This is a genomic window from Limnohabitans sp. Rim8 (assembly GCF_943326455.1).
GTDB lineage: Bacteria > Pseudomonadota > Gammaproteobacteria > Burkholderiales > Burkholderiaceae_C > Limnohabitans_A.
This window is the reverse complement of the sequence record NZ_CALPTI020000001.1, coordinates 17859-39440: the sequence shown is the minus strand read 5'-3', so window position 1 is coordinate 39440 and position 21582 is coordinate 17859. Positions and strand designations below refer to the sequence as shown.

The 21582-nt window shown below is 57.1% G+C and carries 19 protein-coding genes; 10 read left to right on the top strand and 9 right to left on the bottom strand.

Features of this window, described 5'->3' with window-relative positions; genetic code table 11:
- Positions 1-42 precede the first annotated feature (42 nt).
- The 4 genes from metH to Q1M54_RS00175 are packed head-to-tail and all read left to right on the top strand — an operon-like array spanning position 43 to position 6818.
- A complete protein-coding gene (gene metH, locus Q1M54_RS00190; RefSeq protein ID WP_300552793.1) occupies positions 43-2754 on the top strand; it encodes a methionine synthase in 2712 nt (903 codons plus the stop codon).
- 6 nt (positions 2755-2760) lie between these two features.
- Positions 2761-3831, top strand: coding sequence for a DUF6352 family protein (locus Q1M54_RS00185; RefSeq protein ID WP_300552261.1), 1071 nt, complete (start codon positions 2761-2763; stop codon positions 3829-3831).
- Positions 3832-3882: 51 nt separating this feature from the next.
- Positions 3883-6057, top strand: a complete 2175-nt coding sequence (locus Q1M54_RS00180) for a bifunctional TVP38/TMEM64 family protein/FAD-dependent oxidoreductase (protein ID WP_300552258.1) — start codon at positions 3883-3885, stop codon at positions 6055-6057.
- Positions 6054-6818, top strand: a complete 765-nt coding sequence (locus tag Q1M54_RS00175; protein WP_300552256.1) for a DUF3047 domain-containing protein — start codon at positions 6054-6056, stop codon at positions 6816-6818. The genes Q1M54_RS00180 and Q1M54_RS00175 overlap by 4 nt, the downstream gene beginning before the upstream one ends.
- 74 nt (positions 6819-6892) lie before the next feature.
- Here the strand turns inward: Q1M54_RS00175 and Q1M54_RS00170 are convergent, their stop codons facing one another.
- Positions 6893-7939, bottom strand: coding sequence for a class I SAM-dependent methyltransferase (locus tag Q1M54_RS00170; protein ID WP_300552254.1), 1047 nt, complete (start codon positions 7937-7939; stop codon positions 6893-6895).
- Positions 7940-8141: 202 nt separating this feature from the next.
- Between Q1M54_RS00170 and Q1M54_RS00165 the strand changes: the two genes are divergently transcribed.
- Positions 8142-9113, top strand: coding sequence for a sodium-dependent bicarbonate transport family permease (locus Q1M54_RS00165; RefSeq protein WP_300552252.1), 972 nt, complete (start codon positions 8142-8144; stop codon positions 9111-9113).
- Positions 9114-9137: 24 nt separating this feature from the next.
- Positions 9138-9848, top strand: coding sequence for an SDR family oxidoreductase (locus Q1M54_RS00160; protein WP_300552249.1), 711 nt, complete (start codon positions 9138-9140; stop codon positions 9846-9848).
- Positions 9849-9892: 44 nt separating this feature from the next.
- On the opposite strand, the gene Q1M54_RS00155 is transcribed toward Q1M54_RS00160, so the two are convergent.
- The 5 genes from Q1M54_RS00155 to Q1M54_RS00135 all read right to left on the bottom strand — a co-directional run bounded on the left by Q1M54_RS00155 (position 9893) and on the right by Q1M54_RS00135 (position 15356).
- Positions 9893-10756, bottom strand: coding sequence for an alpha/beta hydrolase (locus tag Q1M54_RS00155; RefSeq protein WP_300552247.1), 864 nt, complete (start codon positions 10754-10756; stop codon positions 9893-9895).
- The gene (locus tag Q1M54_RS00150) at positions 10753-11898 is read right to left on the bottom strand and encodes an acyl-CoA dehydrogenase family protein (RefSeq protein WP_300552245.1); all 1146 of its coding nucleotides are present in this window, start codon (positions 11896-11898) and stop codon (positions 10753-10755) included. Before Q1M54_RS00150 ends, Q1M54_RS00155 begins: the two co-directional genes overlap by 4 nt.
- A gap of 38 nt (positions 11899-11936) precedes the next feature.
- Entirely contained in the window at positions 11937-13400 is a 1464-nt protein-coding gene (locus Q1M54_RS00145) for a class I adenylate-forming enzyme family protein (protein ID WP_300552242.1), read from the bottom strand.
- Positions 13401-13403: 3 nt separating this feature from the next.
- Positions 13404-14276, bottom strand: a complete 873-nt coding sequence (locus tag Q1M54_RS00140) for an amidohydrolase family protein (RefSeq protein ID WP_300552240.1) — start codon at positions 14274-14276, stop codon at positions 13404-13406.
- 93 nt (positions 14277-14369) lie between these two features.
- Positions 14370-15356, bottom strand: a complete 987-nt coding sequence (locus tag Q1M54_RS00135) for a tripartite tricarboxylate transporter substrate binding protein (RefSeq protein ID WP_300552237.1) — start codon at positions 15354-15356, stop codon at positions 14370-14372.
- Between the two features lie 102 nt (positions 15357-15458).
- On the opposite strand from Q1M54_RS00135, the gene Q1M54_RS00130 reads away from it, so the two are divergent.
- Together Q1M54_RS00130 and Q1M54_RS00125 are read left to right on the top strand one after the other, a co-directional pair.
- A complete protein-coding gene (locus Q1M54_RS00130; protein WP_300552234.1) occupies positions 15459-16292 on the top strand; it encodes an IclR family transcriptional regulator in 834 nt (277 codons plus the stop codon).
- A gap of 179 nt (positions 16293-16471) precedes the next feature.
- On the top strand, positions 16472-16657 hold the full coding sequence (locus Q1M54_RS00125) for a hypothetical protein (protein ID WP_300552231.1): 186 nt from the start codon (positions 16472-16474) through the stop codon (positions 16655-16657).
- Positions 16658-16753: 96 nt separating this feature from the next.
- On the opposite strand, the gene Q1M54_RS00120 is transcribed toward Q1M54_RS00125, so the two are convergent.
- Positions 16754-17776 carry a tripartite tricarboxylate transporter substrate binding protein gene (locus Q1M54_RS00120; protein ID WP_300552228.1) on the bottom strand — a complete coding sequence of 341 codons (1023 nt, stop codon included), beginning with the start codon at positions 17774-17776 and terminating at the stop codon, positions 16754-16756.
- Between the two features lie 184 nt (positions 17777-17960).
- On the opposite strand from Q1M54_RS00120, the gene Q1M54_RS00115 reads away from it, so the two are divergent.
- Positions 17961-18671, top strand: a complete 711-nt coding sequence (locus tag Q1M54_RS00115) for a 3-oxoacid CoA-transferase subunit A (RefSeq protein WP_300552225.1) — start codon at positions 17961-17963, stop codon at positions 18669-18671.
- A complete protein-coding gene (locus Q1M54_RS00110) occupies positions 18668-19309 on the top strand; it encodes a 3-oxoacid CoA-transferase subunit B (protein WP_300552222.1) in 642 nt (213 codons plus the stop codon). The genes Q1M54_RS00115 and Q1M54_RS00110 overlap by 4 nt, the downstream gene beginning before the upstream one ends.
- A gap of 170 nt (positions 19310-19479) precedes the next feature.
- On the opposite strand, the gene Q1M54_RS00105 is transcribed toward Q1M54_RS00110, so the two are convergent.
- Both Q1M54_RS00105 and Q1M54_RS00100 read right to left on the bottom strand, forming a co-directional pair.
- Positions 19480-20286 (bottom strand): CoA ester lyase, encoded by an 807-nt coding sequence (locus Q1M54_RS00105; protein WP_300552219.1) that lies wholly within the window; start codon positions 20284-20286, stop codon positions 19480-19482.
- A 77-nt stretch (positions 20287-20363) separates the two neighbouring features.
- A complete protein-coding gene (locus Q1M54_RS00100; RefSeq protein ID WP_300552216.1) occupies positions 20364-21578 on the bottom strand; it encodes a CoA transferase in 1215 nt (404 codons plus the stop codon).
- Between the last annotated feature and the right edge of the window lie 4 nt (positions 21579-21582).

Genomic DNA, 21582 nt, shown 5'->3' with positions numbered 1-21582 from the left:
CCCGTGTCCGTTGTCGCGTCTGAAACCGTCTCTGTCGCCCCCATGAAGCTGTCCGGTCTGGAGCCTGTCTCCATCGGCACAAAGTCTCTTTTCGTCAACGTGGGCGAGCGCACCAACGTCACCGGCTCCAAAGCCTTTGCCCGCATGATTTTGAACGGTGAGTACGAACAGGCCTTGGCCGTGGCGCGTCAGCAGGTTGAAAACGGTGCGCAAATCATCGACGTCAACATGGACGAAGCCATGCTGGACAGCCAAGCGGCCATGGTGCGGTTTTTGAACCTGATGGCGGGTGAGCCCGACATCGCCCGCGTGCCGGTGATGGTGGATTCGAGCAAATGGACCGTGATCGAGGCCGGTTTGCGCTGCATCCAGGGCAAGGGCATCGTCAACTCCATCAGCATGAAAGAAGGCTTGGACGAGTTCAAGCGCCAGGCCAAGCTGGTCAAGCGTTATGGCGCTGCGGCTGTGGTCATGGCCTTTGACGAGAAAGGCCAGGCAGACACCTACCAACGCAAAGTGGAGATTTGCGAACGCGCTTACCGCGTGCTGGTGGACGAGGTGGGATTTCCCCCAGAAGACATCATTTTTGACCCCAATATTTTTGCGATCGCCACCGGTATCGAAGAGCACGACAACTACGCCGTGGACTTTATTGAGGCCACACGCTGGATCAAACAGAACCTGCCTGGTGCCAAGGTCAGCGGTGGCGTGTCCAACGTGTCTTTCAGCTTTCGGGGTAATGACCCGGTGCGCGAGGCCATCCACACCGTGTTCCTGTACCACGCGATTCAGGCGGGCATGGACATGGGCATCGTGAACGCGGGCATGGTCGGTGTTTATGACGACATTGAACCGGTGCTGCGCGAGCGTGTGGAGGACGTGGTTTTGAACCGTCGTCCAGATGCGGGCGAGCGTTTGATCGAAGTGGCCGACAGCGCCAAAGGCGCAGCCAAAGACGAGAGCACCAAACTCGCGTGGCGCGGCACCGCAGAGGTGCCCGTGAGCGTGGCGCAGCGTTTGAGCCACGCGCTGGTGCACGGCATCACTGACTTCATCAACGAAGACACCGAAGCCGCTTACCAAGACCTGTTGGCCCAAGGCGGTCGTCCGCTGCATGTGATCGAAGGCCCGTTGATGGACGGCATGAATGTGGTCGGAGACCTGTTCGGCCAAGGCAAGATGTTCTTGCCGCAAGTGGTGAAAAGCGCCCGCGTGATGAAGCAGGCCGTGGCGCATTTGTTGCCCTACATCGAGGCCGAAAAGTTGGCACAAGAAGCTGCTGGCGAAGACGTGAAGGCCAAGGGCAAGATCGTGATCGCCACCGTCAAGGGCGATGTGCACGACATCGGCAAGAACATCGTCACGGTGGTTTTGCAGTGCAACAACTTTGAAGTGGTCAACATGGGCGTGATGGTGCCCTGCCACGAAATTTTGGCCAAAGCCAAGCAAGAAAACGCCGACATCATTGGTCTGTCCGGCTTGATCACGCCCAGCCTGGAAGAGATGCAGTACGTCGCCAGCGAGATGGAAAAAGACCCGTATTTCCGCGAGCGCCAAATGCCGCTGCTCATTGGCGGCGCCACCTGCAGCCGCGTGCACACGGCCGTCAAGATCGCGCCCCATTACAGCGGCCCCGTGGTTTATGTGCCCGACGCTTCGCGCAGCGTGGGCGTGGCCCAGGGTTTGTTGTCCGAGCAAGCGGCCAAGTTCATTGCCGACCTGAACACCGATTACGACAAGGTGCGCGAACAGCACGCCAACAAAAAGCAAACCCCTATGTGGACGCTGGCGCAGGCCCGCTCGAATAAGACACCGATCGACTGGTCGCAAGGCCTGCCCGCTGCACCCAAATTCATTGGCCGCCGCCTGTTCAAGAACTACGACCTGGCCGAGATCGCGAAGTACATCGACTGGGGCCCTTTCTTCCAGACTTGGGACCTGGCCGGGCCTTTCCCCGCGATCCTCGACGACGACGTGGTGGGCGAGCAGGCGCGCAAGGTCTACGCAGACGGACAAGCCATGTTGCAAAAAATCATCGATGGTCGTTGGGTCACGGCCAATGCGGTGTTGGGCCTTTACCCCGCCAACAGCGTGAACGACGATGACATCGCGCTGTACACCGATGCATCGCGCAGCCAAGTGGCCATGACTTGGCGCGGCCTGCGTCAGCAGACCGAGAAGCACATGATCGATGGGGTCATGCGCCCCAGCCGTTGCCTGGCCGACTTTGTCGCGCCACAAGGCAGCGCACCAGATCATGTGGGTATTTTTGCCGTTACAGCGGGCATCGGTGCCGACAAACGCGCTGCGGCTTTTGAAGCCGCGCACGACGATTACAGCGCGATCATGCTCAAGTCACTGGCTGACCGACTGGCCGAAGCGCTGGCCGAATGTCTGCACAAAAAGGTACGCACCGACCTGTGGGGTTATGCGGCAGCGGAGTCGCTGAGCAACGAAGAGTTGATTGCCGAAAAATACCAAGGCATTCGCCCTGCACCTGGTTACCCTGCCTGCCCTGATCACAGTGCCAAAAAGGCCATGTTCGAGTTGCTGCAATGCGAAGACATTGGCATGGGCCTGACCGAAAGCCTGGCCATGACGCCCGCAGCCAGCGTGTCTGGTTTTTACATCGCACACCCAGATGCGCAGTATTTCAGCGTGGGCAAAGTGGGTGACGACCAGGTGCACAATTTGGCCGAGCGCAGTGGCGTGCAGGTCAAAGACCTGCAGCGCTTGTTGGCCCCCAACCTGTAAGGCCCCATGCAAAATTTCTGGACATCCTGTGGTCATCAGCATCTGACGCGCAATGAGCGCGGCTGGATGACTGCCACGCCCGACTACTGGCGTTTGTGGTTAGAGCGTCCAGAGCTGGCGCTGGTTCCAGAGTCGTGCAAAGCCGAAAAGCGCTTGCACCAAGCGCTGTTGGACGCACCTTTGCTGCAGGTGACGCCTGCACAACTCAAGGCCTTCAAGGACGATGATGCGCGTGAAAACTACGAGTTGTTTTTGCGTTTTCGAGACGAAGTGGAAAGTGCCGGTTCTCTGGAGGCGGCGTACACAGCGTGGCAAAAGTCCGGCAACATCCAAATGCCACCGCTTTTCATCGACGTGGTGGTGCAAGCGATCGTGTGCAATGTGCTGGGTGATGTGCAAGATGCTTGGGTTTGGCGGGCGGCCGAGTTGCTGTTTCGCCGCCAGCGCATCACCATCGAAGGGGGCCGCGTTTTGTCGGGGGACAGCGACACACTGGACAGCCTCAAAGCCACCGGCGGTTTGGGCGAGATGGGGCGTTTGTTGATGGAGGGTGGTGCCACGCTCAAGGCCGTGGACGTGAAGGTGCTGCACCCAGACAACGCTGAGCGTTATTTTGCGCAGCGTGAAGGCTTGAGCCGGTACGCGTTTTTGCTCGACATGACGCACGAGCTCCAAAACGAATTGCCGCACGGTTTGATTTTGAGCATGGTCAATGCCCGCTCTGGGCTCAAGGCCCTGTCGGTGGTGTTGACCCGCTGGGTACAGCACTTTTTGGGGGTCGCCGTCAGCATCGAGCCAGTGCAAAAGGTGGACGACCCTGCTTGGCGTTGGCACGTGGGCTTGGACGCCACAGCCACCGCTTTGCTCAACGACCTCTACCAAGGCGTTGAGCTGGACGCCAAGCGTCAGCAGCAACTCATCAGCTTGTTCAAGCTGCGTTTTGACAACCCGGATGACATGCGCGCTGATGTGCGTGGCAAAACGGTTTATCTGGGTGTGGCCATGAACGAGCAGGGTTTGCTCAAACTCAAGCCGCAAAACCTGCTGCTGAATTTACCGTTGGCACACGAGGTTTGAATACAGCAGGGTTTTCGGCATTTTTCAACCGAAGGTATTTGGGGTCAATCCATGCGTTTTCGCCAAAGCTTTGTGTGGCTGCTGCTGATCCTGGCCATCGGTGCATTTGTCCACCTGGATTTGGGGCATTACCTTGGCTTTGAGCAACTCAAGGCCAGCCAGGCCGGATTCGTGCAGCTGCATGCGCAGCAGCCTTTCACGGTCGCGGCTTCTTACGTCGTGTTGTATGTGCTGGCCACAGCTTTGTCGATACCGGGGGCGGTCATCATCACCCTAGCGGGCGGCGCTGTCTTTGGCCTGTGGCAAGGCTTGTTGCTGGTCTCGTTTGCTTCCACCATCGGTGCTACTTTGGCTTTTCTGGTTTCGCGTTTTGTGCTGCGCGAGTGGGTCGAAGCCCGCTTCGGTCAGCGCTTGGCCGACATCAACGCTGGCGTGAACAAAGAGGGGGCGTTTTACCTGTTCAGCTTGCGCTTGATCCCGGTGGTGCCTTTCTTCCTCATCAACCTGCTCATGGGCCTGACGCGCATGAAGACCTGGACCTTTTTCTGGGTGAGCCAGCTGGGCATGCTGGCGGGTACGGCGGTGTATGTGAATGCGGGCACGCAACTGGCGCAACTTGAGTCGGTGCAGGGCATTTTGAGCCCGGCGCTTTTGGGCAGCTTTGTGTTGCTGGGCATCTTTCCGTTGATCGCGCGCCGCATCGTGGCAGCGGTGCAAAAGCGCAAAGTCTACGCTCGCTGGGCCAGCGTGCGCCCCAAGACCTTTGACCGCAACCTGATCGTGATCGGTGGGGGTGCGGCGGGTTTGGTGTCGGCCTACATTGCCGCCGCTGTCAAAGCCAAGGTGACGTTGATCGAAGCGCACAAGATGGGCGGTGACTGCCTGAACTACGGCTGCGTGCCGAGCAAGGCCTTGATCAAGAGCGCAAAAATAGCGCACCAGATGCGCCACGGCGCGAAGTACGGCCTGAGCGACACCACGCCGCTTTTCAGTTTCAAAGCGGTGATGCAGCGTGTGCACGACGTGATCCGCGCCATCGAGCCCCACGACAGTGTGGCGCGCTACAACGGCCTGGGCGTGGAAGTGCTGCAGGGCTTTGGCAAGTTGGTCAACCCGTGGACAGTGGAAGTGACTTTGAACGACGGCCAGGTGCAGCGCCTGACGGCGCGGAGCATCGTGATCGCGGCGGGCGCACGCCCCATGGTGCCGTCCTTGCCGGGCCTCGATGACGTGGGCTACGTCACCAGCGACACCCTGTGGGACGAGTTTGCCAAGTTGGATGACATTCCGAAGCGCATCGTGGTGCTGGGTGGCGGGCCGATTGGTTGTGAGCTGTCGCAAAGTTTCGTCCGGCTGGGCGCACAGGTCACACAGGTCGAGATGGGCGAGCGCATCATGGTGCGCGAGGACGAAGAGGTGTCTGCGTTGGTGCGTGACGCGTTGCAGGCCGATGGCGTGCAGGTGCTTACCGGACACAAGGCGCTGCGCTGCGAGCGTCGGGGTGAGGACAAAATTTTGGTGGTCAGCAGACAAGGAGAAGGGCAAGGACAAGAAGTCGACATCGTCTTTGATGCCTTGGTCTGCGCCGTGGGCCGTGTGGCACGCCTGCAAGGCTATGGCCTCGAGGACATGGGTGTGCCCACGCACCGCACGGTGGACACCAACGAGTACCTGCAAACGCTTTACCCCAATATATATGCCGCAGGTGATGTGGCTGGGCCTTACCAGCTCACCCATGTGGCCGCGCATCAGGCTTGGTATGCGGCGGTCAATGCGCTGTTTGGCGATTTCAAATCCTTCAAGGTGGATTACCGGGTGATTCCCTGGACCACCTTCGTCGACCCCGAGGTGGCGCGTGTCGGTCTGAACGAGCAAGAGGCGCAAGCCCAAGGCATCGCGTATGAGGTGACGAAGTACGGCATCGACAACTTGGATCGAGCGATTGCAGACAGTGAGGCTCATGGCTTTGTGAAGGTGCTCACTGTGCCCGGCAAGGACCGCATTTTGGGCGTGACCATCGTGGGCTCACACGCAAGCGATTTGCTGGCCGAATACGTGCTGGCCATGAAGCATGGCCTGGGGTTAAACAAGATCCTGGGCACCATCCACACCTACCCGACCATGGCCGAGGCCAACAAGTACGCGGCGGGTGAATGGAAGCGTGCGCACGCGCCACAGAAGTTATTGGCTTGGGTGAAGAAGTTCCACGATTGGCGGCGCGGATGAACCCTTTTTTGAATCCGGCTCTTGCGCTGCTGGCGCTGGGCATGGCCTGTGCCACCACACCTGCCTTCGCACAAAGTTTGTCGCCTTTGGTGCCCGCCGATGGCGCAGCCGCCAGGACTTGGCGTTTCGTGGGCTTTCCCAAGTCCAAGGCCGACATTCCGGCCACGCGATTTGAGTTGGCCGAGGTGCAAGGCGAGCGAGCGCTCAAGGTCAGCACCCGCGCTTCGTATGGCACCTGGGTGCATGATCTGCCCAGAGTCTACGCGGGTCGGCTGCAATGGCGTTGGCGTCTGGACCAGCCGCTCACCACAGACAAAGGCGGCAAAGTTGTGGCCGACATCCTGACCAAAGCGGGTGACGACGCGGCGCTCAAAGTGTGTGTGATGTTCGACCACCCGTTGGACCGTGTGCCGTTCGTGGAGCGCACTTTGCTGCGCATTGCCCGCAGCGTGAGTGGCGAAGACCTGCCAGCCGCCACGCTGTGCTACGTGTGGGATGGCGTTCACCCTGCGGGCCTGCAAGGCGCCAACCCCTACACCCAACGCGTGCGTTTCATCACGCTGCAAGGCAAGGATGCGCCCTTGGCCCAATGGCAAGCCGAAACCCGCGACGTGGCAGCCGACTTTGCCAGGCTGTTTGCCGAAGAGTTGCCTGCAGGTTCAGCTGTGCCCAAAGTGCGTGCGGTGCTGATTGGCGCAGACAGCGACAACACGGGCAGTCAGAGTGTGGGCTGGGTCAAGGCGATGGACTGGACACGCTGAAGGTTTGGTGCGTTTGAACGGGTCGAGGGCTTTGCCGGGTTGATGGGCCTGCATCCGAAAGGATGCGTCCAGTGTCAGGCGGCCTTTTTGCCGTACAAATCATCCAACAGCGCTAAGCCGTTCGCGTATTGGGCCGCACTGCGTTTCTCTTCTTGACGGACTCGCCATTTGCGCAGTGGTTGGCCATCTTGCAATTGCTGCACCAAATAGGGCACCCAGCGGCGCGCGCGATGGGCCGTCACCAGGCAGTGGGAGGCATCGGTGTCTGCCTTGGTGCCTGCTTCAGCGCCCGACTCCGCACGTTCAACGCCGACAAACTGCGCCACCACACTCAGGTTGTCCGAATCGTCAGGGCTTTGAGCCAGCAACTTGAAGCCTGCGGTCTCCAACAATTTGCGCAAGGTGGGGCCCGTGAAATACAAGGTGTGTGCCCTGAAAAACATGTAATCCGGTGAGCACAAGCGCGTGGCGTTGGGCACCTCGATGTACAACAAACCGGTGGCTTTGAGTTTTTCGCCCATGGTGCGCAAGGCTGAAACGGGTTCAGCCAGATGCTCCAAAACATGGAACATCGAAATCAAATCCAAAGCACCCACTGGTTCATGGGACAAGCCTTGCTGCAAGGTGCTGTTGTTGACGTGGATGCCCAGCATGTTTTGGGCGTAGGTGGCATAGCCTGCGTGCGGCTCAATGCCCTTGGCCTGAAATCCGAGTGTTTGCAACAGGTACACAAACTCTCCACTGCTCGAACCGATGTCCAAGCTGCGTTGGGATGTGAGGTCGGTGTCGGACCAGCGTGCATCCGTGTTCTGACACAACCACTGCCAACGCCACTGCGCATTTCGACCTGCACGCAAAACATGGCGCAAGGCTGGTTGAACAGCTGATTTGTAGGCTTGTCGGTATTGGTTAGCGTACCAGTCGGCCAACTCCTGATCGCTGGGCAGAGGGTCTATGCGGCCCAAGCCGCAACCGTTGCAAGACACGGTGAGCAAGGCATCGCCTGTTTTGCCATCCTTGTTGGCAATGACTTGTGCTGAACGTTCACCGCAGCAAGGGCAGGCGGTATGGGCGTTTAAGGGCGTGCCTGTGGGGGTGTTTGCAGGGGCAGATGTATTCATTTCTTCATTGTAATTTCCGCCAATCCCCCTATTTTTAAGGGTATTCATCAGCTCGACTCACCGCATTTTTTTGGGCTGGACAGCGTCGAAAAGTGCAAGACCAACTTCAAAAAACATAGACTTAGATCTATATATAAACACTTGAAAATCAATTTTACAATTCAATGTTCTGTTCATAGGATCTCCTGCAAGGAGGTGTCAAATGAACACATTGTTAGACCCAGCGATTCTTTTTTTCGTTTTCGGTGTTGCCGCAGGAATCTTTAAATCCAATTTGGAAATTCCTCGGTCGATTGCTAAATTTTTGTCGTTGTACCTGCTGATGGCCTTGGGGCTGAAGGGTGGTTTTGCTTTGGCCAAGTCGGGGATGGACACGTCTGTTGCCATCAGCTTGGGAGCGGCTTTGGCCATGGCTTTTTTGGTTCCAACACTGGGGTATGCCCTGCTGAAAAATCGCATTGCGCGATTTGATGCGGCGGCTGTGGCTGCGGCTTATGGGTCAGTCAGCGCGGTGACGTTTGTAACGGCGATCCAATTATTGGAGGCCGGTGGTTTGAATTTTGGTGGGCACATGACGGTGGCCATGGTCATCATGGAATCACCGGCAATCATCATGGCTGTGCTGCTGGCCAATGCCAACCGCCAACGTTTGGCCCAACAGGGGCAAGGTTCAGCCGGTGGATTTTCTTTGCGAAAAATATTGCATGAATCGTTCACAGATGGCGCGCATCTGCTCTTGATTGGCTCGATGATCATTGGCTATGTCAGCGGCGAAGCCGGTAAAACCATGATGCAGCCCTTTGCAGGCGACCTGTTCAAAGGTTTGCTGGCCTTCTTTTTGCTGGACATGGGCCTGATGGTGGCGCGCAATTTTGCCGAGGCGCGCAAAACTTCTGGTTTTTTACTGCTCTATGCAGCAGTGGGGCCATGGGTCCATGCCAGCATCGCATTGAGCTTGGCGGTGGTGTTGAAGATGCCTGTTGCCGATGCCGCTATGTTGATGGTCCTGTCGGCCAGTGCCTCATACATCGTAGTGCCTGCGGTATTGCGTTATGCCATCCCTGAGGCCAACCCTTCCCTGTACTTTGGCTTGTCCTTAGGCATCACCTTTCCAATGAACATTTTGCTGGGAATTCCCACCTACATCCACGCCGCCAAATGGGCATTGGGTTGACGATTTAAGGTCTTGGTAACGTCAATGGCGCGCACTTTTGCCCAAGAAGGCGCTTCGGTTTTTTTGATGGATGCCGATGCCCAGGGTTTGGAACGCAAGCACCAGAAAATTGTTCAAGCTGCGCCCGGGGCCCGTGTGTTGTGCGCCCAGGCCGATGTGAGCGATCCCGCGCTGGCGCTGCAAACCCTGGCGCATTGTGTCAATGAACTCGGTGGCCTGGACATCCTGGCCAACAACGCCGCCATGCGCAACTATTCGGCGGCAGGCCAAGCGACCGCGCCCGAATGGCATGCGATCGTGGGCGTCAACCTGGTGGGCATCACGAATTACTGCCATGCTGCACAGCCGCACCTACGCAGCGGCCGCCGCGGCAGCATCGTCAACGTGTCGTCTTCTTATGCCGTCAAAGGCTGCAAAGGCATGGCCTTGTATGACGCCACCAAGGCCGCGCAGCTGGCTTTGACCCGATCCTTGGCGTGTGAAGAAGCGGTGCACGGCGTTCGCGTCAACGCCGTGGGCCCCGGTTCAACTCTGACGGATTTTCATGTGGGGCGTGCGCAAAAAATCGGCAAAAGCGTGGAGCAACTCAATGCCGAGCGAAAAGACACATCCTTGCTGGGCCGTTGGGCCCCGCCCGAAGAAATTGCCTGGCCCATTTTGTGGATGGCTTCTTCGGAGGGATCGTTCATCACCGGCAGCACCTTGGTGGTGGATGGCGGCTTGCACATCGTTTGATGTGTTTCCGATGCTCTGGCAGGCATTCGATGGCAATGCCTTCGTCAGGGCTCTGCCAAATCTTCTAAAAAACGCTCAAATACGGCCGCTGTTTCGTGCAGTGCCTCAGGTGTTCCCATGCCCGCTGTGGTTTCTGCCTTGGTAGGTTTGACCAATGCGCATACTTTTTCAAAATACACATGCAGCATGTCGTGTTGAGCGCAGGTCAGCAATGTCGGCACTTTGAGCAAGGGCAGTCTTTGCTCTTTGGGGTAGCTCAGAGCAGCTTTGTACGACTGCTGAAATGTACGGGCAGCCTTGAATACCTCAACGGCTTTGTCGTGAAGGTCAGAAGCATTGGGTAAGCCCGTTGGACGGCGGTGCTGGCTGTCTTTCTGGTACCACGGCCAGAACAAATAAGCGTCCCGCACAAAATGCCAGAGCAAGTGAAACTGGCTGCCTTGCTGGTCAATGTGAACGGGCGGTAAATAGTGTTGCAGCAACTCAGCTTGCTCTTGTGGACTGTACAAACCAATGCCATCGATGATCAGGCTGCGAATACGTTCGGGGTTTTCAATGGCCAATTCGCAGGCGATGTTTGCACCTGTGTGTGCACCCCAAGCGTCAAATTGGGCAATGCCCAAGGCTGTGATCGCGCGCAGATGGGCTTGAGCGAAGTACGCCAAATCAGGGTGTTCTGGATGGGGTGCGCAAGAATCACCGTTGCCCAAGGTGTCCAGAGCGATCACGCGGCGACGGGAGGCCAAGACCTGCATCAGGGGTTCCAGTGACTTGGCTGAGCCTGGCGAAGCGTGAAACATGACAAGCGGCGGTTGACCCGGTTGGCTGCTTCCGGTCTGGCGGTAGTGCACCTGACCTTCGGCGATGTCCACAAATCCCCGAACAATCTGAATGGCCGAGTGCTTCAAAGTCCCATCTCCCGTGCAATGAGATTGCGCTGGATTTCACTGGAGCCTTCACCGAAAGTGAACAGACCGGCATCCCGCCACATCCGTTGCATGTCGCTCTCCATGGCATAACCATGGCTTGCCATGATTTGTAAACCCTCGCGTGTGACAAACTGGAATGCCTCACTGGCGACCAGTTTCGCTTGCGCGGCCTCCAATCTGCAGGGTCGTTTGCGGGCAATCAACCAAGCGAGTTGGTACAGGCATAAGCGGGCCTGGTTCACCCGCACTTGCATGTCGGCCAGTTTGTGCTGAATGACCTGGAAGTTGCCAATCGGTCTGCCGAATTGGGTGCGCTCTTGGGCGAAATCCCGCGCCAGTTCAACGGCACGTTGAGCCTGACCGATTGAATTGGCGGCTTGTCCTGCGCGACTGTATTGAAGGGTTGACAACACGTGCTTGAACCCCATGCCCTCTTGTCCGAAAAGCGCATCTTCTGGCACCACCACATCATCAAAACCGATGTCCCAAGAAGGCATACAGTTGTGGCCTACCTTTTCAAGCAGGCTCATGTGGATGCCGGCAGTGTGGCGTGGCACCAGAAAAAGAGAGATGCCGTCGGTGCCCGTGCTGCCAATGGTGGTTCTGCAAGCCACCACCAAGTGGTCGGCAGCTTCGGCATTGCTGATCCAGACTTTGCGGCCATTGATGCGCCACCCTTCTTGGATGCGCTGTGCATGTGTGCTCAAGGCTGCAGCATCACTTCCTGCCCCTGATTCCGTCAGTGCCAATGCAAACCTGGCTTGGCCTTGAACCAAGCGCGGCAAAAGGGTTTGCCGTTGCGGCTCACTCGCAAATGTCATCAGTGACATGCCACCAAAGCTCACGGTGGTGGCAAAGAGCGTGGAGGCAATGCCCGCATGATAGGCCAGACGCTCATTCACCAAGGCCACGCTGCGCCAGTCTTGTTCCATGCCGCCGTACCGGTTTGGAAACGGCAGGCCCAGCAAGCCCAACTCACCCATGCGGGGCAACAAGTGCCAGGGTGTTTGGTGCGCATGATCGGCTGCGCGGTAGGCTTCCGGTGGAAACTCCCGTGCCATCATGCGATCGATGGAAGCCAGCAGCATGTTGTCTTCTTCGGGAATTTCAAAATCGATCATGCCAGTATCAAAGCGGTTAAGTAAACGATGAGCTTGTCTTATAAAGGATCGAGACGATGGCTCAGGTCGGCTTTGATGACCTTGCCCAGTGAGGTGCGCGGAAATTCTTTCAGGGTGTAAATCTGCCTGGGCACTTTGTAGCGTGCCAGCCGGTCGTTGCACCAATGGATCAAATCGGCTGCATCTACTTCTATTTTCAGGATGACGAAAGCTGCAATTTCTTCGTTGAACTCTTTGGAAGGCCATCCGACCACTGCTGCTTCTGCAACGGCCGGATGTGCCATCAGTGTCGCTTCAATTTCCTGAGGATAAATGTTCACGCCCCCTCGGATGATCATGTCTTTGGAGCGCCCTTTCAGAAACAGGTAACCCTCGTCGTTCATGGCGCCCAGATCACCCGGGTAGAACCAGCCATGTTTGAAAGACTCCTGGCTGGCTTCGGGGTCAGCATAAAAACCATGGGCCACGGCAGGGCCACGATAACGTATGCGGCCAATGCTGTTTCTGGGCAGCAGTTGGTCTTGATCATCCACGATTTCCACTTCGACGCTCAGGGCGGGTCGACCGACCGAATCGGCATAACGCAGTTGATCTTCGGGTGACAGTGTAGACACGCCACCGCCTTCGGTCGAGCTGTAATACTCAAGAAAATTGGGACAAATTCGCGTGCGAATTTGGTGTCGATCGTCTGGCGTCAAGGCAGAGCCTGATGAGATCAGTGTCTTGAGCGCTCGCATCGGGGCCAGTGTGGCGGGATCCTCCTCCAGCAACCGGCGCAACAAAGTGGGGACCAGAAACAGTACGCTGGATTCTGTGCGTGCCACTTCGGCGACCAGTTCCGCAGGTGTGTAGGGTGGTGGGCACAACACCACGGTCGATCCGGCATACAGGGAAGACATCGAAAAGGCCCGCCCACCACCAAAGTAAAGTGGTGTGGCGTTGATGTAGCGCTCACGGCTGCCCAAACCGAGTTCAGCCCAGTGCATGTAAAAACGATAAATCAGCTGCTGGTGCGTCAGCATGGGGCCTTTGGGGCGACCAGTGGTGCCGGACGACAAGGACATCAGAAGTCCGCGATTTCCGTCCGGAAACGAATCGGGAATCTGTGCGGCTTCAACGGAAATCGACCAAGCGTTATTGACTTCAATGCAAGGCACTTCGTCCAAACCCTGACCGGGTTCGACCATCACCAGCATGGGCTTGAAGTGCTGGGCGACGCGTTGCTTTTCAAAAGCCTTCCAGCGGCAGTCCAGTGGCAAGATGACGGCACCGGCCCGTGCCACGGCATACAGCATCAACAGGTGTTCTATGGAGTCTTCTAAGGCGATGCCGACGATGTCACCAGGTTCAACTCCGAGAACCTGCAGCATGGCCGCGCGGCGGCTGACTTGAAGGTCCAGATTTTGGTAGTTGATCGAGTCTGTGCCATGAACGATGGCGGTTTGCCATGGTCGCTGGCGGCCATGCAGAGCCAGCATGTCTGCGATATTGGCGATGTGCATGGCTCAGGTCTCGGGATTTAAGCCGTAAATGCGCAGAACATTGTCACGCAGCAATTTGCGTTTGGGTTCCTGGCGAAGGTTCAGGTTGTCGATTTCATCGCGTGTGCGTTGAAACTCCAGAACTGGAAAATCGGTGCCAAAGATCACTTTGTCCTGACCATAGGAGTTGATGTATTTCACAAAACTTTCTGGCCAATACTTGGGGCTGTGGGCATCGGTACCGATAAAAACATTGGGGTGTTTCCAAGCCATGGCGATCATCTCATCGGTCCATGGAATGCCCACATGAATGCCAATGATCTTGAGCTCAGGAAAATCACAGGCCACGGCATCCAGTGCGATCGGGCGACCCACACTGCGCAATCTGTGCTGAGGGTCATAGAGCATGGACTGCCCCACCTGCAATTGCACCGGCACATTCAATTCCACGCATTTGGCGTAGAAGGGGTACCACTTGGCATGGTCGGGTGCCAACTCAAACCAGTGGGGGTAAAAATGGGCCCCGATGAAGCCGTACTCCTTGACCGCTTTTTCAAGTTGACGCACGCCGTCCATGCCCTCTGTTGCGTCCAGGCCAGCGAGGCCAGAAAACCGGTCTGGATAGCGGTTCACGGCTTCGGCCACCATGGCGTAGGGCGTGTGGTAACTGGCCTTGTGCATGATGGGCCCGACTTTGGCGGCGATGAGAAAAGACCTCTCAATGCCAGCAGCGTCCATGCGCCGCAGCATTTCCTCATGGCTCACACCTTTGAGGTCATGCGCAGTGACCTTCATCTTGCCACCATAAAACGCATCACGATTGGGCCGTATGGCCAGCATCTCCGGCGTCCACAGGTTGACCACTGCATCGATGGCCGGAATGTCGTAAGTTTTCATGGAAGTCAGTTGGTTTGGCCACACGGTCGATCCGTGCGGCCATCAATCAAAAGTCGGGGGTGTTTGAACCATCAGTTCGGTACACCCTGAAAATCATTCCTTGATGTTGGCCACTTTGATCGCATTGACCCACCTGACCAATTCGGCTTTGATGTATTCGCCAAAGGCCTCTGGCGTTGTGGGTGTGGACTCCATGCCACCATCACGCAAGCGCGTAGACATTTCGGGGGTGCGCAAAATGGCGGTCACCTCGGCGTTGAGCCGTCGAATCACCTGTGGCGGGGTATTGGCCGGGGCCATCAAACCATACCAGCCACTGATTTCAAAACCCGGCAGCATTTCGGCCACAGCGGGCACATCGGGCAAGACGCTCGAGCGTTTGGCGGTGCTCACAGCCAGCGCTCGCATACGGCCATCCTGAATCAATCCCTGAGCGCCACTCAGGGTCACGAAGCCGGTGGTCAATGATCCGCCCAGAATGTCGGTTTGAATGTTGGCTGAGCCTTTGTAGGGAACATGCAGCATGTCTGTTTTGGACATGTGCCCGAGCAGGGAGCCCGCCAAGTGGGTGTTGCTGCCGATGCCGACCGAGCCATAGCTGACTTTGCCAGGGTTGGCGCGGGCATAAGCGATGAATTCGGCCAGATTTTTGGCCGGGAAATCGCTTCTCACCACCAGCACCGCAGGTCCAGAGGAAATCAAGGTGATGGGTGCAAAGTCCTTGATGGGGTCGTAGGGCAATTTCTGCGGTAAAGAAGGACTGATGGCAATAGGGTTCACATGTGCGAAAAACAGCGTGTGTCCATCAGGCGTGGCCTTGGCCACGGCAGCAGCACCAATGGTTCCGGTGGCACCTGCCCTGTTGTCCACGACGACTGCTTGCCCCAGTCGCGCGGACAATTGCTGAGCAATGGGACGAATGATGGCATCCGAAGGCCCGCCGGCAGCCCAAGGGTTCACGATGGTGATGCTTTTGGTTGGATAGGGATCGGCAGCCATGGCCAGACCCGCAGCAAGTGTGACAAGTCCCAGGCCGAGTTGGCGCAGCAGTGACCTGTGTTGAGGCAGAGAAAAAATCATAGGATGCTCTTTCTGACAAAGTGAATTGAATGTGCTTTTGCTGGACTTCGAGCTTGTGTATGATTCACCATATGAATCAACGAATTGAATCGTGAAATGATTATGAAAGTCAATTCTTCGAGTGTCAAGGGCATGCAGGACAGCGCCGCCACAGAGACTGAGCTCGATGGTGTTGAAGCCCGAGACCCTCTGTTTGTCACGGCTTTGGCCAGGGGGCTCGACATCCTGAGGTGTTTTACGCCTGACCGTGAAGACTTGGGTAGCCGCGAAATAGCCAGGCTGACAGGCTTGCCGCAACCGACCGTTTGGCGTCTTTGTCATACGCTCTTGAAACTCGGCTATCTTGTGCCGGGGCTCACGCCAAACAGGTTACGTGTGGGCTCAGGGGTTTTGCTGCTGGGTCATGCAGCGATCACCCGCACAGGATTGAGCGCATTTGCGCTACCGCTCATGCGACAGGTGGCGGAGCGACACAAAATATCGGTCACGCTGGCAGAGCGCAACGCAACGGACATGTTGATCCTGCAGCGCATAGAAGCCCCCAGCATCTTGAGTTTGAATTTGCACGTCGGCACCAACCTTGATCTTGGCCGTTCATCATTGGGTTGGTCCTATTTGTGCGCAGTGGATGAGGCCACTCGAGAAGCCGCATTGATGCAGCTGAAAAAACGCGATCCGGAAAACTTTGCCCGGGTGCTCAGCGATTTAACGCGTGCCATGAAAGAGTTCGCTCAATTGGGCATGGTGTTCAATCTGGGTCAATCGCATTCAGACATCCATGCCATAGGGGTGCCTGTGGTCTCTCCGGATGGCAAAAAAGTGATGGCATTGACAAGTGGTGGTGCCAAGAGTTCTGTGACGCGGGAAAAGCTGCTCAATGAGGTGGCGCCCTCACTCAAAGAATTGGCCTTGCGCTTGTCTCCCATGCTCCATTGAAGCGACATGGACAGAAGTCAAACAAGAGGGGTAAAGGGCATCAGCAGAAACTGCTAATTTCAAACAAATCGAGCCACAACATGGGGGCGCCGAGTGGACCAACTCTTGGAAGTGGCTTGCCAAATCCACAAGAGCTATTCAACCGCTATCTGGTCTGCCGTCAAGTAAGGCCTGTCATCATGTCGACCGATGGCATTTCAGGCCTGAGTTTGCCTAGGCGTTGCACGGTGGAAGGTTCGGCCATGGCAGCGCGCATGGCGGTGTTGATCTGGGCCAGGACTGATGCGGGAGTGCCTAGTGCCCTTTTAGAAGATGGGCCTGATGGCGTGGTTCTGAGCCTGAGCAGTGGCGAAGGCAAAAACTAAAGTGATTCAAGCGCATTAAAAGCAGTCTTGATGCTGTCTCGAAAAGTGCATGGTGTTCAAAGTGTGACCGTGAATAGGGCAGGCTTGTTGTGAGAGTCAGTCGATGGAAGCCCCGGATGACTTCACGATTTGCCCCCAGCGGGCAATGTCTTCGTTCAACAACACGGCAAATTGTTCAGGGGTGGTGGGTGCAGCCAACTCAACGCCTTGCTGCTCCAATTTGTCTCGCAAGTCTTTGGCACCCAAAGTCTTGGCCATGGCTTCGTTGAGTTTGGTTGACACCTCTGCAGGCACGCCGGCAGGGCTGAACAAACCGATCCACAGGGTACCGGCATAACCAGGTACAGACTCGGCCAGTGCGGGTACATCGGGCAGGGCTGGAGAGCGTTTGGGGCTGCTCACGGCCAAAGCCTTGAGCTTGCCGGCCTTGATGTGACTCAGTGAGGCGGGCAGGCTGGCAAATACGAAGGGCAATTGACCACCCAGCACATCGTTCATGGCTGGTGCGACGCCTTTGTAAGGAACATGTTGCAACTGGATGCCCGCCATGCTGTTGAGCATTTCACCCAGCAAATGGTTGAGCGTGCCGTTACCCGCAGAGGCGTATTGCAGCTGGCCTGGTTTGGCCTTGGCTGCAGCAATCAGGTCTTGCGCTGTTTTGCCGGCAAAACTGGGGTTGGCCAATAAGACATTGGGAACCGAGCCAATCAAGGCCACCGGTTTGAAGTCTTTCACAGGGTCAAAGCCGGGGGTTTTATACAAAGCCGGGTTGATGGCCTGGCTGCTGCTGATGGTCATCAGCAAGGTGTAGCCGTCTTTGGGGGCTTTGGCTGCAAACTGGGTGCCGATGTTGCCACCGGCGCCAGGGCGATTCTCGACCGCCACGGGCGAGCCCAAAACTTCGGAGAGTTTTTGGCTGACCAAGCGCCCCACAATGTCATTGGTGCCTCCGGCCGCTTGGGGCACCACCATCAAAATCGGGCGTTGAGGGTAAGCGGATTGGGCGTGTGCACCACCCCAAGCCAGCACCAAACCAAGGCCGCTGAGCAAGGTTTGGTTCAAAAAGCGTCGACGATTCACTGGACTTTTCGGTGTAAGCGCTTGCGAAAATGGCAACATATTTAATCCTGTCAAAGATGTCAAATGCTGACCGGAAGTGCAAAAATGTGCTGCCTTGTGCGCGACACCCTTTGGGTGTGATTCGGACGTCATCAGTCGCCAATGTGCCTGTTTTTTGCCACAAGTTGCTGAAAGCACCGATAAGCTCAGACTATGCTCCAGGGTTCAAAAGGGTACGCAAAATATGATCAACAAGTTTGTGGATTCAGTCGCAGAGGCACTGGCCGATACCCCCGATGGGGCCACTGTCATGATCGGTGGGTTCGGCACGGCCGGCATCCCAGATGAGCTGATTGAGGGTTTGATTGCGCAAGGAGCGCGCGAACTCACCTTGGTCAACAACAACGCAGGCAATGCCGAGCAAGGGCTGGCCGCTTTGCTCAAAGCGGGCCGGGTGCGCAAAATCATTTGCAGCTTTCCCCGTCAAGCCGATTCGTATATTTTTGATGGCCTTTACCGATCGGGCCAGCTTGAACTGGAGTTGGTACCGCAGGGCAATTTGGCCGAACGCATTCGGGCAGCGGGCGCCGGCATTGGTGGCTTTTTCACCCCCACGGGTTATGGGACCGAGTTGGCCAAGCACGCGGATGGTTCGCCCAAAGAAACCCGCGAAATCGATGGCCGCATGTACGTCTATGAAACCCCTATTCACGCCGATTTGGCTTTGATCAAGGCCGAGCGAGGCGACCGGTGGGGCAATCTGACGTACCGCAAGGCGGCACGCAATTTCGGACCCATCATGGCCATGGCAGCACGCAAAACAGTGGCCACAGTGCATGAGCAAGTCGCGTTGGGCCAGCTGGACCCCGAAACGGTGATCACACCCGGTATTTTTGTACAAGCGGTGGTCAAAATCGACCGCGTAGCCACTCAGGCTGGAGGCATCAAGGCATGACTTACACCCGACGCAGCAAAGACGAACTGGCCGCCCGTGTGGCGCAAGACATTCCAGAAGGCGCCACCGTCAATTTGGGCATTGGTCAGCCCACTTGGGTCGCCAACCACATCCCGGCCAGCCGTGAAGTGCTTTTGCACAGCGAAAATGGCATCTTGGGCATGGGCCCGGCACCAGCCAAAGGGCTGGAAGATTACGACCTGATCAATGCGGGCAAGCAACCGGTGACCTTGCTCCCGGGTGGCGCGTATTTTCACCACGCCGACAGTTTTGCCATGATGCGCGGCGGGCACCTCGATATCTGTGTGTTGGGGGCTTTTCAAGTCAGCGCCACGGGCGATCTGGCCAACTGGCACACGGGCGAGCCAGACGCCATTCCGGCCGTGGGTGGTGCCATGGACTTGGCGATCGGTGCCAAACAAACCTGGGTCATGATGGACCTGTTGACCAAGCAAGGCCAAAGCAAATTGGTGCAAGCTTGCAGCTACCCGCTGACCGGCATTGGCTGTGTCAAACGCGTCTACACCGATCTGGCCACGTTGGCCTGCACGCCACAGGGACTGACGGTGATCGACATGGTGGAGGGCTTGAGCCTGCAAGCGCTTTCTGATTTGATTGGCCTGCCCCTGTCTGCATGAAACGAACCTTCAAACGACCGGAGGGCAGAGGCATTGGATCAGGCCCCACAAAGTGAGTGTGTGCTCAACAGGGTCATCAGGCGTGGCAGACCCCCCTTTATCCGTTAAGACCCGCTGAAGGAGTCCGTCCCTTAAGCAAAATGCTCGCGGGCCGCAGAGCCCCAAGCATGTCAAGCATCCTGCAGCATGCGCCTTGCACGTTGGACAACCGGCAGATCGATCAGCTTGCCTTCAAGGCGTATCGCCCGACCTTTCGCGGCATCGCTCGCATCAATCACGGCGCGCGCCCAGCGCAATTCTTCTGCGCTGGGACTAAAGCCTCTTTCAACCCATGGGACCTGATTCGGATGAATGCAAAGCTTACCGCCAAAACCCAGATCGCGTGCGCGCGACACATCGCTACGCAATTGCGCTTCTTCGCTGATTTGCACGGTCACGCCATCGAGCGGTGCGGCAATGCGCGCGGCAGCCGAGACGATCACCAGCGTTGAACGGGCAAACAGCAAGGGATCACCCTCCGCAATGATGCCGGTATCAAGCTGAAAGTCGACTGAGCCGAAAACAAGTTGCTGCACGTGCGGTCCGCGCGCAATTTCCAGCGCATTCAAAAGTCCAGCGGCCGATTCAATGATCGGCATGATGGGCAATGCGAGTGCCCCGAGCAAGCTAACAACCCGTTGGACGTCAGCGATCGATTCGGCCTTCGGTAGCATGATTCCCAAAGGCCGGGCTGCGACGACGGCGCGCATGTCCTCTTCGAAGTATTCGGTGTCGACGCTGTTGACGCGCACCCAGACGTTCGGTGCATCGTCCTGACGCTGCGTCAGCCAATTGCAAACAACGCTGCGTGCCGCGAGCTTCTCTTCTGGTTGCACGGCATCCTCTAGATCGAACACAACGCCGCCAGCTCCCGAGGCGATGCCTTTAGCGAAGCGTTCGGGACGGTTGCCGGGTACGAACAGATAACTGCGTTTCATTCATATCTCCAATTCATGCAGGCTGTACGCAAGGCGTTTTGCAGCGACATGCCCTCTGAGTCAGACCAAAATCACACCTAAATCACGCCGGCTTGTCGCAAGACATCGATCTGATCGACAGAATAGCCCGCGTCCAGCAGCATGGCGTCGGTATCAGCTCCCATGGCCGGCGCTGCAACGTGAGGTAAGTCAACGCCTGCGACGCGGATGGGTCCGGCAACCATGCGCGCAGAGCGTCCATCAGGATAAAGGTAGTCGGCCAGCGCCTCACGCTCGGCCAGGTACGGATTTTCAAGAGCCTGCGCGATGTCATAGACCGGCGAGGCCGGCACCTTGCCGGCGAACAGTGTCATCCAGTCGGCTGTGGCGCGTTGCATCAGCACGCCGTCAAGCATTTGCGTGACGCGCTCACGATTTTCTAGGCGCTTGGCAAAAGTGGCGAAATCGGGGTCGGTTTTCCATTCGGGCTTGCTCAGCAAGTCGACAAGCACTCCCCAGAATTTTTCCTTATTGCACATCAGAAAGATCCAACCGTCTTGGGTGCGATAAAGTTGGCTGGGCGTCAGGCTAGGATGTCCGGAACGCGGGCTACGCCCGGTGACCACCCCCTGATTGAGAAACCAGGTGCCAGGGTAATTGAGGTTGTGCAGGGCCACATCGAACAGAGATGTATCGACATCCATGCCCTGACCGGTGCTGCGGGCACTGACCACCCCCGCAAGCAAGCCGAACGCTGCGGCCAGGCCTGTCATCAGATCAACGATCGACAAGCCGTAACGTGTCGGCGGGCCATCCGGCTCGCCGGTCAGCGACATGTGCCCGGCTTCGGCCTGCATCAAGTAATCGTAGCCAGGCCAGGCCGTACGCGAACCATTGCGCCCATAGGCAGACAGGTGTGTGCAGACTATGCGCGGGTTGCTTGCTTTGAGGTCATCGTAGGTCAGACCAAGTTTCACCGGCAGATCGCCGCGCAGGTTGTCGAGCACTGCATCGGCCTGGGTGACCAATGCCAGAAAAGCGGCGTAGCCATCCGGATGTTTAAGGTCAAGGGTGACGCTTTTCTTGTTGCGATTGAATGTTTGAAAAAAATGGCTATCACCAGGACCGAAAAAATGAGGACCTACGCTGCGTCCAACATCACCGCCATCCCGGTGATTTTCGATCTTGATGACTTCTGCGCCCAAGTCAGCTAAATAAAGGGTTCCGAAGGGGCCTGCTCCGTACTGTTCAACTGCAAGTATGCGAACCCCGGCAAGGGGTAAAGGGCGAGTGTTTGAGGTGCCGGTGTTCATAGGT

What these genes read in the sequence shown, in the direction of transcription:
- metH (WP_300552793.1), top strand. Translation starts at nt 43, where the DNA reads ATGAAGCTGTCCGGTCTGGAGCCTGTCTCCATCGGCACAAAGTCTCTT.
- Q1M54_RS00185 (WP_300552261.1), top strand. Translation starts at nt 2,761, where the DNA reads ATGCAAAATTTCTGGACATCCTGTGGTCATCAGCATCTGACGCGCAAT.
- Q1M54_RS00180 (WP_300552258.1), top strand. Translation starts at nt 3,883, where the DNA reads ATGCGTTTTCGCCAAAGCTTTGTGTGGCTGCTGCTGATCCTGGCCATC.
- Q1M54_RS00175 (WP_300552256.1), top strand. Translation starts at nt 6,054, where the DNA reads ATGAACCCTTTTTTGAATCCGGCTCTTGCGCTGCTGGCGCTGGGCATG.
- Q1M54_RS00170 (WP_300552254.1), bottom strand. Translation starts at nt 7,939, where the DNA reads ATGAATACATCTGCCCCTGCAAACACCCCCACAGGCACGCCCTTAAAC.
- Q1M54_RS00165 (WP_300552252.1), top strand. Translation starts at nt 8,142, where the DNA reads ATGAACACATTGTTAGACCCAGCGATTCTTTTTTTCGTTTTCGGTGTT.
- Q1M54_RS00160 (WP_300552249.1), top strand. Translation starts at nt 9,138, where the DNA reads ATGGCGCGCACTTTTGCCCAAGAAGGCGCTTCGGTTTTTTTGATGGAT.
- Q1M54_RS00150 (WP_300552245.1), bottom strand. Translation starts at nt 11,898, where the DNA reads ATGATCGATTTTGAAATTCCCGAAGAAGACAACATGCTGCTGGCTTCC.
- Q1M54_RS00145 (WP_300552242.1), bottom strand. Translation starts at nt 13,400, where the DNA reads ATGCACATCGCCAATATCGCAGACATGCTGGCTCTGCATGGCCGCCAG.
- Q1M54_RS00140 (WP_300552240.1), bottom strand. Translation starts at nt 14,276, where the DNA reads ATGAAAACTTACGACATTCCGGCCATCGATGCAGTGGTCAACCTGTGG.
- Q1M54_RS00135 (WP_300552237.1), bottom strand. Translation starts at nt 15,356, where the DNA reads ATGATTTTTTCTCTGCCTCAACACAGGTCACTGCTGCGCCAACTCGGC.
- Q1M54_RS00130 (WP_300552234.1), top strand. Translation starts at nt 15,459, where the DNA reads ATGAAAGTCAATTCTTCGAGTGTCAAGGGCATGCAGGACAGCGCCGCC.
- Q1M54_RS00125 (WP_300552231.1), top strand. Translation starts at nt 16,472, where the DNA reads ATGTCGACCGATGGCATTTCAGGCCTGAGTTTGCCTAGGCGTTGCACG.
- Q1M54_RS00120 (WP_300552228.1), bottom strand. Translation starts at nt 17,776, where the DNA reads ATGTTGCCATTTTCGCAAGCGCTTACACCGAAAAGTCCAGTGAATCGT.
- Q1M54_RS00115 (WP_300552225.1), top strand. Translation starts at nt 17,961, where the DNA reads ATGATCAACAAGTTTGTGGATTCAGTCGCAGAGGCACTGGCCGATACC.
- Q1M54_RS00110 (WP_300552222.1), top strand. Translation starts at nt 18,668, where the DNA reads ATGACTTACACCCGACGCAGCAAAGACGAACTGGCCGCCCGTGTGGCG.
- Q1M54_RS00105 (WP_300552219.1), bottom strand. Translation starts at nt 20,286, where the DNA reads ATGAAACGCAGTTATCTGTTCGTACCCGGCAACCGTCCCGAACGCTTC.
- Q1M54_RS00100 (WP_300552216.1), bottom strand. Translation starts at nt 21,578, where the DNA reads ATGAACACCGGCACCTCAAACACTCGCCCTTTACCCCTTGCCGGGGTT.